Genomic DNA, 12,161 nt, shown 5'->3' on the forward strand with positions numbered 1-12,161 from the left:
ACCGGCGTCGATCACGACCACCATAACGAGGAGACTGTTCATGCCACTGTCCCCCCCGCCTCCAGGAGCCACACTCAGGCATTTGTCGAGCTCCAGATCACGAGGTATCCGCCGCTGGATCACCGCCAGTTGCGTCCCGCTCGTTCTCGCCGCCACCAGCGTCGAAGCGGCTGACTACGTATTTCGCTACGGCCACTCGCATTCCGCCAACCACCCGCGTTCGGAGTCGATGCGCTACTTCGAGAAAGAGCTGGAAACCCGCAGCGATGAACGCATCGATGTCACGCTATTCTTCGACGGCACGCTCGGCCGCGAAGAAGACGTCATCCAGCAAGTGCAGATGGGCATCATCCAGGGTACCCGCAGCGGCCTGTTTGCCCAGGCCAATCCGGCCTATCAGCTATTTCTGATGCCCTTCTTGTTCGACGACACCGACCAGGTGCTCGAAGTCGTGCACAGCGAGATCGGCGACCAGCTCGCCGCGGGCGCCCTCGACAACCAGATCTATATCCCGGCCACGGGCCTGGCCGGGGGCATGCGCCAGTTGACCAACAACGTTCACCCGGTCAGGTCCCTGGACGATATGCACGGGCTGAAGATTCGCACGCCCCCCTTTCCGGTGACCATCCGCGCCTTCGAGGCACTCGGCGCCTCGCCACAGCAGATTCCCTTCACCGAGACCTACATGGCGCTACAGACCGGCGTCGTCGATGGCCAGGAAAATCCACCGTCGAACATCTACGACATGCGCTTTCAGGAGGCCCAGGATTACCTGACCGTGCTCAACTGGCAGATCAATCCAGACCCCTTCTTTATCAGTGCCAAGTGGTATCGCCAGCTACCGGAGGATCTTCAGCAGATCGTCACCGAGGTGGCCGAGGAGACCATGGAACGCTCGACCACCGCCTGGCTCGCCGCCGAGCAGGGCTTCCTGGACCGGCTCGGCGAGACGATGGAAATCGACACTCTCAGTACCGCCGAGCGCAGTGAATTCGTCGAGGCCGTCGCCCCGATCTGGCAGACCTTTGTCGACGATGGCGTCTTTACCCAGCAACAGCTCGATACGGTGCTGGCGTTGACCGGAAAAACGGAGATCCAGCCATGACCATGCGTAACGATCCTGCTGTCTCGCTCACCGATGACAGCCCCACCATGCGCCTGGTGCGCCGTCTGACGGGGGGACTAGAGAACCTCTGCGCGCTGATCCTTTTCGCTATGCTGGCGCTGTCCTTTACCTTGGTGGTGCTGCGCTACGTGTTCGCTATCGGCTTCGCCGGCGCCGAGGAAACCATGCGCTTCTTGTTCGTCTACGCCACCGCGATCGGCGCCTCCATCGCCGTACTCAGAGGCGACCATATTCGTATCAGCGTGCTCGTCGATGCCCTACCGCCAACGCTGGCCGGGTGGATGGATCGCTTGCGTCACCTGCTGGTGATCGCCTGCAACGCCATGGTCGGCTGGCTAAGCATTGACTGGATCAACCAGGTCGGCCACTACCCCACCTCCGCCCTCGGCATCCCCCAGTGGGTGGTGCAGATCAGCGTCACCCTCGGCACCGTGCTGGTGATCCTGATCTCGATCGCTACCCTGGTCGGAGGAGAGCGCCGCATGAGCGTGCGTGATGACCTGCAGGAGGGCCAGCTATGACCCTGCTTCTGGTCAGCCTGTTCGCGATGCTGTTGATCGGCGTGCCTATCGCCTACTCACTGGGCATCTCCGGAATTCTCTACTTCGTCTTTCTCGAGCCTGACCTGATCGGCGTGCTTCCCCAGCGCATGCTGGCGGGCATGGATCTCTACACCATGATCGCGCTGCCCCTGTTTATCCTGATGGGCCTGGTGATGAACGCCTCCGGCATCACCAGCCGGCTGATCGACTTCTGTCTGATGCTGGTCGGCCGTTTTCGCGGCGGGCTCGGTCACGTCAACATCTCCACCTCGATGATCTTCGGCGGTATCTCCGGCTCGTCGGTGGCGGATACCGCCTCGGTCGGCGCATCGATGATTCCTGAGATGGCTCGCAAGGGCTATACGGTCGAGACCGCCAGCGGCATCACCGTGGCGTCCTCGACCATGGGCATGATCATTCCGCCGAGCATTCCAATGGTGATCTACGCGGTGACCGCGCAGCAGTCCATCGGCACCATGTTCCTGGCAAGCTTGGTCCCCGGCGTAATGATAGGGCTCTTCATGATGGGGGTCATCGTGATCATGTCGGGGCGCAACGGCTACCCGAGAGCCAGCGGCAACCTGTCGAGAAAGGAGAAGGTCTCCGTCATTCAGCGGGCGCTGCTGGCCTTTCTGATTCCGGTGTTTGTGGTGGGCTCGGTCGTCGGCGGCATCGCCACGGCCACGGAATCCGCCGCCATCGGGGCCTTCTATGCCATCACGCTAGGTGTCGTGGTGTTCAGGACCCTGCCGCTCTCGGCGCTGCCGGCGTTGTTTCGCTCGGCGATCATTACCAGTGCCACGGTGATGATCATCATCGCCATGAGCCAGCTCTACGTCTGGATCCTGACCATCGAACAGGTGCCCCTGCTGCTCGGCAACTTCCTCACCAGCCTGGAACTTAGCCCCTTCGCCCTATTGCTGGTGGTAGTGCTGGCGGTGCTGTTCATCGGCACTTTCATCGATGTGACGCCCGCCATCCTGCTGGTCACGCCGGTCGTGCTTCCCATTCTGACCCAGGCAGGCATCTCGCCGATCCACTTCGGGGTCCTGCTGGTCAGCACCCTGGCGATCGGACTGGTCACGCCGCCGGTCGGCATGTGTCTGAACGTCTGTTCCTCGATTACCGGGCTTTCCATCGGGCGTATCTTTCGCGGTGCCTTGCCGTTCTTGCTGGCCAACCTGCTGGTAATCCTGGTCGTGATGCTATTCCCCGCCTTGACGCTGTGGCCGACCTGGCTCACCCCGTGATTCAGGCCCCGCATCGGGCGCCCCTAAACGTCATCGAGCTCTAGCGAACCAGGCGTTCCTCTTTGCCCATCCATGGCGACGTCGGTCGCCGGATGGGGCTGTTTTCTGGTTCATCGCCCGTTGCCAGGAACTTGGGACCAGCCACCTAGACGAACTCCTCGGTATCGATATCGGCCTGCTGGGCCGCGCTGTAGCGCGGGCCGCGCACCTGATCCGGCGTCATCATGGCATTCAGCCGTTTCACCGTCGCGTCCTCCAGGGTGATGCCATCGGCACCAAGGTTCTCACGCATGTGGGCGACGGAGCGGGTCCCGGGAATCGGGAAAATGTCCGCGCCTTGTGACCTCAGCCAGGCCAGCGCGAGCTGTCCGGGCGTGCAATCCCACGCTCGGGCCATGGCCACGTACTCGTCGAGAAGCGTCAGGTTGTGGCGGTAGTTGTCGGCGCTGAAGCGCGGCATGCCGAGGCGAATATCGCCCTCCTCGAGGCTCGTCACATCGTCGAGGGTGGCGGTAAGGAAACCCCGCGCCAAAGGGCTGAAGGCCACCAGCGCGGTACCCGCGGCGCGGCAGGTCTCGAGTAGTGCAATCTCGGGGTTGCGGGTCCACAGCGAGTACTCGGACTGCACGGCGGCAATGGGGGCCTCGGCCAGCGCCCGCGTGAGAGTGGCGGCCGATATCTCGGAAAGGCCGATGGCGCGGATCTTGCCGTCTTCCACCAGGCGAGCCAGGGCACCGACGCTCTCCTCAACCGGCACCTCGCGGTCGAGACGGTGCAGGTAGTAGATGTCGAGGTAGTCGGTATCGAGGCGCTTAAGGCTCGCCTCGCACTGGCGGCGCAGGGTCTCGGGGCGACCATCGATGCGCTTGGCGCCGATCTCAGGATCGAACGCCATGCCGCACTTGCTGGCGAGAAACAACTCGGCGCGGTGGGTCCCCAGCGCCTTGCCGACCAGGCGCTCGTTGGCCGTCTTGCCATAGAGCGTGGCGGTATCGAAATGGCGATAGCCCATCTCGAACGCCTCCGACAGCGCCCGAAGTGCCTCGGATTCGGCCAGCGGTTTACCGTAGGCGTGACTCAGGTTCATGCACCCCAGGCCAATGGCGGGGGCGCCAGCAGGCAAAAGGCGGTGAAAAGCGGTCGACATCGGGAGTCCTCTAACATGGCGGAGACGGTGCTTCAGCGTCGAAACACATCGCCGCCATCATGCCGAGCCGAGCCGCTCCCCCGCAAGGCGCCTTGGCCTTGGTTGATGGCCTTGTCAGCCCAGCGCTGTCAGCCCAGCGCGGCTGCGCAAACTCGGCCAGCAGGCCAGGGGTGTGACGCACGACCGGCCCCCAGCCGCGAAGAGGCTCGGCGCCGCGGGTCGTCGACGCTGCTCGCCACCGATGTCGCCTGGTGCCGAAAGCCACGCCGATCACCGGCTGGCATCGCCCTAGAGTTCGCGCACCCAGATATTGCGGTAGCTGACCTTGGCATCGTGATCCTGCAGCAACAGCGGCGCACAACCGTGGGCTTCGGCGTAGCTCGGCGCACCGATCCACTCGGTGGTGCCCTGGATCTCGACGTCGTGCTGGACCAGGACGCCGTTGTGCAGCACGGTCACCGCCGCCGGCCTCGATAATTCACCGTCTTCGAACACCGGCGCAGTATAGAGGATGTCGTAGCTCTGCCACTCGCCCGGCGCCCGGGAGGCGTTGACCAAGGGCGCATACTGCTTGTAGACAGAAGCGGCCTGGCCGTTGGCGTAGGTCGGATTATCGTAGGAGTCCAGCACCTGAACCTCGTAGCGCTGCTGCAGGAAAATGCCGCTGTTGCCGCGATCCTGGCCGTCCATACCACCCGGCTCTGCCGGGGCACGCCACTCGACGTGTAGCTGGACATCGCAGAACGACGCCTTGGTCCGAACGCCGCCACCGCCCGGCACCACCGTCATGGCGCCGTCGGCGATCCGCCAGCCGGCGGCGCCGCCGTTCTCGCCCTCCCAGGCCGCCAGGCTACGGCCATCGAACAGCCGCGTGGCGTCGGACGGCACACCGTCCACGCCGACCGCGACCGTGGGCGGCACCGGCGTCCAGGCCTCGGTCTTGGCCGCCTCCTCGACATCGTTTGCCAAGGCGGAGGCGGACAGGCCAAGCCCGACCACCCCCAACCCCGCCAGGGCTAGTGCGCTGACGCGAACGGCGTAACCGGGCAACGGTAAAACGTGGATCGTCATGGCGATTGCTCCTTGTTTGCGCTGAAATGGGACAGCTGAACCGGTCGTCGGCGCCGATGCGTGGCCGAACGCGTTCGCCTGGCCGGTCAACCCACCGAACCTGTGCCCCGAACCTGTGAACTAAAATGCCGCCCAGGGGGCGCGCCGCGGTAGCAGGCGCCCACCCCGGGGCCGGTCGGTCCGGCCCGCATCAGGTATCAGGTGGTTGCCCAGGCGGGCTGACCCTGCTCATAGGGCGCGCAGCCGTCGTAACGGCCGGGCACCGCCACGTAGCGCAGCACCTCATTGGCACCGACGCGGGAGGTAAAGAAACCAAACAGGGTCAGTTGCTTGATCATGGTGAAGTAATGAGCGGCGAGTTCGCTCTCGCTTGCCGTCGCCACCGCTAGTGCCTCCTTGTTCAGCGCGGCGACCAGCGCCTCTCGCTGGCCGGTTTCCAGCGCCTCGAAGGCCTTGCCGTACACGGCCTCGCTACGCTCGCGAAACTGCACCAGGCCAGCGCTGAATGCGGCTTGCTGCTCGGCGGTGTAGCAGTCACGGACAAAGGTCTGCATGAAGACGCCGACCTCTGCGTCCTTGGCGCCCGGCGTATCGGTGCGAGGCAGGAGGGTCTCGGCGATCTCATCGAGCAGGCGCACATCGTCATCGGAGATTGGCCCCGGGCCTGCCGGGGCCTCGACGGCCATCGCCGACAAGGCGTTGCCGCCGATCATGGCAGTTCCCGTCGTGACGGCGATCATCTTGAGAAGCTCACGGCGATTCATCACAGGTTCCCCCGCTTGAGCTCGGCCACGGCATGGTCGACCGCACGCGCGGTCAGGGCCATGTAGGTAAGCGATGGATTAACGCAGGAGGACGATGTCATGCAGGCGCCGTCGGTGACGAAGACGTTCGGGGCATCCCACACCTGATTGAAGCCGTTGAGGACCGACGTGGCCGCATCACGCCCCATTCGCGCCGCACCCATCTCGTGGATACCCATGCCCGGTGCGTAGTCACCTTCCTCGCCCTTGACGTTGACGGCGCCGCCGGCCTCGAGCAGATCGATGGCGTCCTGCACCATGTCGCGACGCATGGCGCGCTCGTTATCCCCCAGCTCGACGCTCATCGATAGCGCCGGCAGCCCCCACTTGTCCGTGAGAGAACTGTCCAGGGAGATACGGTTAGCGTGATGGGGCAGCATTTCGCCAAATGCCGTCATGCCGATGCTCCAGCCCCCCGGCCGAGCGAGGGAGTGCTTCAGGTCCGCGCCGATGCTGGCCTCGGCGACCTGCCGGTCCCAACGCCCGCGGCTTGCCGAGCCCTGATAGCCAAAACCTCTCAGGTAGTCCCGCGACTCGCCGTCGATGTTGCGAAAGCGTGGAATGTAGAAACCCGCCGGGCGCCGCCCAAAGTAGTAGGCGTCCTGATACCCCTCTATTTCGCCGCTGGCACCGGCGCGGAAATGGTGGTCCATGACGTTGTGACCGAGCTCGCCGCTGCTGCTGCCAAGGCCCCCGGGCCACACATCGGTCGCCGAATTCATCAATATCCAGGTGGAGTTGAAGGTGGAAGCATTGAGAAACACCAGATCCGCGGTGTACGCGTAGGTCTGATTGGTCTCGGCATCGAGCACCTCTACCCCGCGGGCCCGCTTGCGATCACGGTCATAAAGCACCTGCGTCACGATCGAAAACGGCCGCAAGGTCAGGTTGCCGGTCTGCACCGCCGCGGGCAGCGTCGCCGCCTGGGTACTGAAGTAGCCACCAAAGGGGCAGCCCAGCCAGCACTTGTTGCGGTACTGACAATTGACCCGGTTCTGCTCTGGCTTGGGCTCGGTGATGTTGGCCACGCGGCTATTGATCAGATGACGCCTGCCTCCGAAGGCGCCCTGGATCCGCTCGGCAACGTCCTTCTCCACGCAATTGAGCGGGATCGGCGGCAGGAACTGTCCATCCGGCAGCACGGCGAGTCCGTCACGGTTACCGGAGATACCCGCGAAGCGCTCCACGTAGTCATACCAGGGGGCGATGTCGTCGTAGCGAACCGGCCAATCGATCGCGACGCCTTCACGCTGGTTGGCCTCGAAGTCCATCGGTGACCAGCGATAGCTGTGGCGGCCCCAAAGCAACGACCGTCCTCCGACGTGGTAGCCACGAAACCAGTCGAAGCGCTTCTCTTCCACATAGGGGTTCTCACGCTCGTCGGCCCACATGCCCAGGGTCGCCTCATTCAACGCATAGTCACGCTTCAAGACCGGAAAGTCCTCCTTCATCTGCTGGGTGGGCTCATTGCGATGAGGGTAGTCCCAGGCTTCCTTGTGGGCGTTGTGATAGTCCTTGATGTGCTCGATGTTGCGACCTCTCTCGAGCATCAATACCTTGAGTCCTTTCTCGGTGAGCTCCTTGGCGGCCCAGCCACCGCTGATGCCGGAGCCAACCACGATGGCATCGTAATGGGTATCTGCCACAATCAATCTCCTTGCCGTTCGGGCGCGGCGCCCGCCTCATGCTCGCCGAACAGAACCGTCGAGCCTGCCGTCAGGCGGGCGCGTTCTGGATCAGTTGGCGAGTTGGGTGGGGAGCCGCTGGCTCAGGAAGCGTTTGCCCTCCACCATCACGGCTTCGGCGTCGTGCGGCAGATCATGCTCGAGGATGTACCACTGGACCCCATCGGCCTGGGCGGCTGGCAGGATAGCGTCCCAGTCGAGCACGCCCTGGCCAAGAATGGCGAAGCCCCGCTGGTCTTCGGCGGTGCCTTCGGGGGCGTTATCCTTGGCATGTACCGCAAACAGACGATCATCGAAGTGGGCCAGGTACTCGGCCGGGTCTTGTCCACCACGCTGCACCCAGGCCAGATCGATCTCGGCCATCAGCTCAGGCCCTGCCGCCTCGAACAGGATTTCAAGTGCCGTGCGGCCATCGAAGGTCTGCATTTCGAAGTCGTGGTTGTGATAGGCAAGCCGGATATCGGCGGCAGCCAGGCGACGTCCGATGGCACCGACCTCCTCACCGAATGCCCGCCAGCCCTCGGCATCGTCGGGTCGCAGCTCTTCATCGAGGTACGGAATCACGACGGTGTCGTTGCCGATCGCAGTTTGAAACGCCACTACGTCATCGAAGTGGTGGCGCAACAGGTCCAATGGCACGTGGGAAGAGGCTACGTCCAGGTTGAAACGCTCCAGCAGCTCTTCCAGAGCGTCGGCACTGAGCCCCTGGTCATTGACGAGCTCCACGGCGGGGATACCGGCGCGCTCAACCGCGGCAAACTGCTCTTCTATCGTGCCGAAATCGCGCAAGGTATACATCTGCACCGCGACGGGCAGGACGTTGTGTGACGGCTCAGCGGCGGCGACCGGTGTTGCCACAACCGCACAAGCCACCATCAGCGCGGACAAACCGCCAGTGACGATAGATCCTTTGGCATCAAACATGGTGTTTCTCCCTCTCTGAGACATGGTCCAGCTCGCCGCTATGTGGATGACAGACACATCGACCGCCGAGCACTCGGTGTTGGTCTCTCTGGTTACCCCTGCCCGCGGCGCCCCAGGGCCCGTTCAGATCCCGTGACAGGCCCCAGTGGTGACCTCGCTCGCACAGGTGCTGAGCCACATCGCGGGGCGAATCGAAATCGAGTGTAACCGGTTACATCCTACGAGAAACCACCATCATGCCTACAAGGGCATATTTCCTACACCCGTGTAATCCCGCTGTCTTAGCGAGGCCATACATTCTTTTAAGACTCTGTTTTTATTAGTCATAAAGTTACGCACTCAGCGAACCAGACATTGGTCGCATAGACGTTTGGAGGCGACGACCGCGCTGGGCAGGGCCCTGCGATACGGGAAGCCATCCGCCTTCGAGCATGCCGTGACCCGCGCCCCCTGCCCTGCTTTCGCTGCCCCGGGCCCCAGCCGCGCGGCTACCCTGAGACCAGACGCCAGGGTGGCCCTCAGCAGGATCTGATCGGCGACCCTCAGCAACGAGAAACGCAGAAGAAGGTGTGGCCTCCGGCTTCCGGACTTGTGCGATCATCGACTCAATGCTATTTATGGACCGGTGTTTTATTTTTTTAGAATTATAGGTTCTGGAGGATGCATGGAGATTCGTCAAGCCATACACAGCGAGCACGCCAAGACACTGGACACGCAGGGCCTGCGTGATCAGTTCCTGGTCGAAGACGTATTCGTCGCCGATCAACTACGTCTGGTCTACAGCCATATCGACCGCATCATCATTGGCGGCGCCATGCCGGTGCAGGAGCCCGTCAGCGTGCCGGCGTCGCTCGGCCAGCAGACCGGCACCGAGTACTTTCTCGAGCGTCGTGAGCTCGGCATGATCAACATCGGAGGACCCGGCGAGGTCATCGTCGATGGCACCCGGTTCGAGGTGGATACGCGCGAAGCGCTCTACGTCGCCAAAGGCAGCCGCGACGTTCAGTTCGAAAGCCGCGATGCCTCGAACCCGGCGGCGTTCTATCTCAGCTGCGCTCCCGCCCACCACGCGCACCCGACACGCAAGATCACCCTCGCCGAGGCATCCCCTCAGACCCTAGGTGACGCGGCCAACAGCAATCGCCGCACCATCTACAAGTTTCTGGTGCCGGACGTACTGCCTACCTGCCAGCTGCTGATGGGCATGACCCAGCTCGAAGAAGGCAGCCTATGGAACACCATGCCGTGCCACACCCACGAGCGGCGCATGGAAGCCTACTTCTACTTCGACATGGCGGCCTCCAACGTGGTTTTCCACATGATGGGCGAGCCGACAGAAACCCGGCACCTGGTGGTGCGTGACCGCCAAGCGGTGCTATCGCCGAGCTGGTCCTTGCACTCCGGCGTCGGCACGGGCAGCTATACCTTCATCTGGGCCATGGTCGGGGAAAATCAGGCCTTCGCGGACATGGACCACGTCGACATGACGACGCTGCGCTGAGCCAGGAGATGCTGCAATGCCTGAGTCACCCTTCGATCTCTCCGGCAAGACCGCCATCGTTACCGGTGGCAACACAGGGCTCGGCCAAGGCATGGCCCTGGGGCTGGCCAGGGCCGGTTGCCAGATCGTCACGGTCAGCCGGCGCCCGGCCGAGGACACCCGCCAACGGATCGAGGCTCTGGGACGCCGATGTCTGACGCTCAAGGCCGACCTGTCATCGGCGGCGCCCATCGAGTCGATACTGGCGCGAACCCAGGAAGCCTTTGGCTACGCGGACATCCTGGTCAACAACGCCGGCACCATTCGCCGGGCCGATGCGCTGGACTTCAGTGAGAAGGACTGGGATGACGTGATGAACCTCAACCTGAAAGCGTTGTTCTTCCTTTCCCAAGCCTTCGCCAGGCACGTCATCGAGCATGAACGCCGCGGCAAGATCATCAATGTCGCCTCGATGCTATCGTTTCAAGGCGGCATCCGCGTGCCCTCCTACACCGCCTCCAAGAGCGGTGTTCTGGGACTCACCAGATTGATGGCCAATGAATGGGCGTGCCGAAAGATCAACGTCAACGCCATCGCGCCCGGCTACATGGCCACCGACAATACCGAGGCACTGCGTAACGACCCAGCCCGCAGCCAGGAAATCCTCAATCGAATTCCCGCCGGTCACTGGGGTGACCCCGAGGACATCGCCGGCGCCACCGTGTTTCTGGCATCAAGGGCCTCCGATTACGTCCACGGGCATACGCTAGCGGTGGACGGCGGCTGGCTGGCGCGCTGAGCCAACTCGACCCCGCCAGAACAGCGGCATGAAAAATCAGGTGCTATGACGAAGTGCTGTAACGAAGTGCTATGACGAGGCGCTGTAACGAAGCGCTATGACGCGGCTCTGTAACGAAGTGCTATGACGAAGTGCCATGACGAGGCGCTGTAACGAAGTGCCATGACGAGGCGCTGAAACGAGGCGCTGTAACGAGGTGCTATGACGAAGTGCTATGACGAGGCGCTATGACTAGGCGCTGTAACGAAGTGCTATGACGAAGCGCTATAACGAAGTGCTGTAACGAGGCGCTATAACGAAGAGCTACGACGAGGCGCTATGACGAGGCGCCATCCAGAAACCGTTGTCGTGGATGGTGCCTGTCTCGCGGTCCTGGTGTCTTTCTGACCGACGGCTGCGCGCTCCAATGGGTGCTGCGTCTCGGACCCAAGCGCTGCTACCGTGTTGCCCCGACATCGTAATCGTGGTGCCCGAGCCCTCGAGAGATGCGTCGCCCGGCCTCGTGCAACAGCGCGATATAGCGCTCGCGATTGCTCTGGTCGAAGCGTACCACCGGGAACGACAGACTGATGGCCGCCACCGCTACGCCAAAACGGTCGAACACCGGTACCGCCACGCAACGCACACCAAGCTCGGCCTCCTCTCTGTCCTCCGCGACGCCCTCTCGCCGAATGACCGGCAGCTCCGCCAGCAGCGCTTCGGCACTCGCGAGTGTATGCGGGGTACGCGCCACGTAGTCGAAAGAACGCGCCAGTTCCTCGGCACGCTCGGGATCCATCCACGCCATCATGGCCTTGCCCATCGCCGTGGAATAGATGGGATTGCGTCTGCCTACGCGCGTTTGCATGCACAGATTGAACTGGGAGTCGTACTTGTGCACGTAAAGCACATGACGATGGTCCTCGTCGAGAACGCCGAGGTGGATGGCCTCGTGGGTCTGCTCAGAAAGTTTGCGCATCTGGGCATCGGCCAGGCGCGGCAGGTCGACATCGGAGAGTGCCGCTGCGCCCACCTCGAAGGTCTTCAACGTCAACGCATAACGCTCCGAGTCCTGGTCCTGACTCACATAGCCCAGCTGCTTCATGGTCTGAAGGAATCGATAGGCCGTGCTCTTGGACATAAGCGTGCGCTGGGCCAACTCCGTGAGCCCCAGGCCACCATCTTCGGCCAATCCTTCGAGAATCGAGAAGACCTTCATTACCGAGGCGACATTGTCCGGCTTCTGCGACGACGTCATGGAATATTTCCCCTATTTCAGAAATTCCGGAAAGCTGACCCGAATTTTACAGCGATCTCTTACGTGGCACCACGCAATTGTCTCAACGCCTCCCAAA

General features: G+C 62.8%; 11 protein-coding genes. 5 read left to right on the top strand and 6 right to left on the bottom strand.

Going from position 1 to position 12,161, the window contains the following annotated elements; translation table 11 throughout:
• The first annotated feature begins 40 nt into the window (after nucleotides 1-40).
• From ACUN9Y_RS18385 to ACUN9Y_RS18395, 3 genes are read left to right on the top strand one after another with little or no spacing between them, the layout of a single operon-like run.
• Nucleotides 41-1,105 carry a TRAP transporter substrate-binding protein gene (locus ACUN9Y_RS18385; protein WP_445462179.1) on the top strand — a complete coding sequence of 355 codons (1,065 nt, stop codon included), beginning with the start codon at nucleotides 41-43 and terminating at the stop codon, nucleotides 1,103-1,105.
• Nucleotides 1,102-1,647, top strand: coding sequence for a TRAP transporter small permease (locus ACUN9Y_RS18390; RefSeq protein ID WP_445462180.1), 546 nt, complete (start codon nucleotides 1,102-1,104; stop codon nucleotides 1,645-1,647). The genes ACUN9Y_RS18385 and ACUN9Y_RS18390 overlap by 4 nt, the downstream gene beginning before the upstream one ends.
• Complete coding sequence (locus tag ACUN9Y_RS18395) at nucleotides 1,644-2,918, top strand: TRAP transporter large permease (RefSeq protein WP_445462181.1); 1,275 nt, start codon at nucleotides 1,644-1,646, stop codon at nucleotides 2,916-2,918. Before ACUN9Y_RS18390 ends, ACUN9Y_RS18395 begins: the two co-directional genes overlap by 4 nt.
• Before the next feature lie 145 nt (nucleotides 2,919-3,063).
• Here the strand turns inward: ACUN9Y_RS18395 and ACUN9Y_RS18400 are convergent, their stop codons facing one another.
• The 5 genes from ACUN9Y_RS18400 to ACUN9Y_RS18420 form a co-directional block, all read right to left on the bottom strand.
• Complete coding sequence (locus tag ACUN9Y_RS18400) at nucleotides 3,064-4,065, bottom strand: aldo/keto reductase (RefSeq protein WP_445462182.1); 1,002 nt, start codon at nucleotides 4,063-4,065, stop codon at nucleotides 3,064-3,066.
• Nucleotides 4,066-4,353: 288 nt separating this feature from the next.
• Nucleotides 4,354-5,136 carry a 3-keto-disaccharide hydrolase gene (locus ACUN9Y_RS18405; RefSeq protein WP_445462183.1) on the bottom strand — a complete coding sequence of 261 codons (783 nt, stop codon included), beginning with the start codon at nucleotides 5,134-5,136 and terminating at the stop codon, nucleotides 4,354-4,356.
• Between the two features lie 197 nt (nucleotides 5,137-5,333).
• On the bottom strand, nucleotides 5,334-5,900 hold the full coding sequence (locus tag ACUN9Y_RS18410) for a gluconate 2-dehydrogenase subunit 3 family protein (protein WP_445462184.1): 567 nt from the start codon (nucleotides 5,898-5,900) through the stop codon (nucleotides 5,334-5,336).
• A complete protein-coding gene (locus ACUN9Y_RS18415; RefSeq protein ID WP_445462185.1) occupies nucleotides 5,900-7,585 on the bottom strand; it encodes a GMC oxidoreductase in 1,686 nt (561 codons plus the stop codon). Before ACUN9Y_RS18415 ends, ACUN9Y_RS18410 begins: the two co-directional genes overlap by 1 nt.
• A gap of 90 nt (nucleotides 7,586-7,675) precedes the next feature.
• The gene (locus ACUN9Y_RS18420) at nucleotides 7,676-8,548 is read right to left on the bottom strand and encodes a sugar phosphate isomerase/epimerase family protein (protein WP_445462186.1); all 873 of its coding nucleotides are present in this window, start codon (nucleotides 8,546-8,548) and stop codon (nucleotides 7,676-7,678) included.
• A 664-nt stretch (nucleotides 8,549-9,212) separates the two neighbouring features.
• On the opposite strand from ACUN9Y_RS18420, the gene kduI reads away from it, so the two are divergent.
• On the top strand, nucleotides 9,213-10,049 hold the full coding sequence (gene kduI, locus ACUN9Y_RS18425) for a 5-dehydro-4-deoxy-D-glucuronate isomerase (protein ID WP_445462187.1): 837 nt from the start codon (nucleotides 9,213-9,215) through the stop codon (nucleotides 10,047-10,049).
• A 16-nt stretch (nucleotides 10,050-10,065) separates the two neighbouring features.
• A complete protein-coding gene (gene kduD / locus ACUN9Y_RS18430; protein WP_445462188.1) occupies nucleotides 10,066-10,827 on the top strand; it encodes a 2-dehydro-3-deoxy-D-gluconate 5-dehydrogenase KduD in 762 nt (253 codons plus the stop codon).
• Between the two features lie 436 nt (nucleotides 10,828-11,263).
• On the opposite strand, the gene kdgR is transcribed toward kduD, so the two are convergent.
• Nucleotides 11,264-12,064 (bottom strand): DNA-binding transcriptional regulator KdgR, encoded by an 801-nt coding sequence (gene kdgR, locus ACUN9Y_RS18435; protein ID WP_445462189.1) that lies wholly within the window; start codon nucleotides 12,062-12,064, stop codon nucleotides 11,264-11,266.
• Nucleotides 12,065-12,161: the final 97 nt, after the last annotated feature.

The organism is Halomonas sp. V046 (assembly GCF_052645355.1).

What these genes read in the sequence shown, in the direction of transcription:
- ACUN9Y_RS18395 (WP_445462181.1), top strand. Translation starts at nt 1,644, where the DNA reads ATGACCCTGCTTCTGGTCAGCCTGTTCGCGATGCTGTTGATCGGCGTG.
- kduD (WP_445462188.1), top strand. Translation starts at nt 10,066, where the DNA reads ATGCCTGAGTCACCCTTCGATCTCTCCGGCAAGACCGCCATCGTTACC.
- ACUN9Y_RS18410 (WP_445462184.1), bottom strand. Translation starts at nt 5,900, where the DNA reads ATGAATCGCCGTGAGCTTCTCAAGATGATCGCCGTCACGACGGGAACT.
- ACUN9Y_RS18390 (WP_445462180.1), top strand. Translation starts at nt 1,102, where the DNA reads ATGACCATGCGTAACGATCCTGCTGTCTCGCTCACCGATGACAGCCCC.
- ACUN9Y_RS18405 (WP_445462183.1), bottom strand. Translation starts at nt 5,136, where the DNA reads ATGACGATCCACGTTTTACCGTTGCCCGGTTACGCCGTTCGCGTCAGC.
- ACUN9Y_RS18420 (WP_445462186.1), bottom strand. Translation starts at nt 8,548, where the DNA reads ATGTTTGATGCCAAAGGATCTATCGTCACTGGCGGTTTGTCCGCGCTG.
- kduI (WP_445462187.1), top strand. Translation starts at nt 9,213, where the DNA reads ATGGAGATTCGTCAAGCCATACACAGCGAGCACGCCAAGACACTGGAC.
- ACUN9Y_RS18400 (WP_445462182.1), bottom strand. Translation starts at nt 4,065, where the DNA reads ATGTCGACCGCTTTTCACCGCCTTTTGCCTGCTGGCGCCCCCGCCATT.
- kdgR (WP_445462189.1), bottom strand. Translation starts at nt 12,064, where the DNA reads ATGACGTCGTCGCAGAAGCCGGACAATGTCGCCTCGGTAATGAAGGTC.
- ACUN9Y_RS18385 (WP_445462179.1), top strand. Translation starts at nt 41, where the DNA reads ATGCCACTGTCCCCCCCGCCTCCAGGAGCCACACTCAGGCATTTGTCG.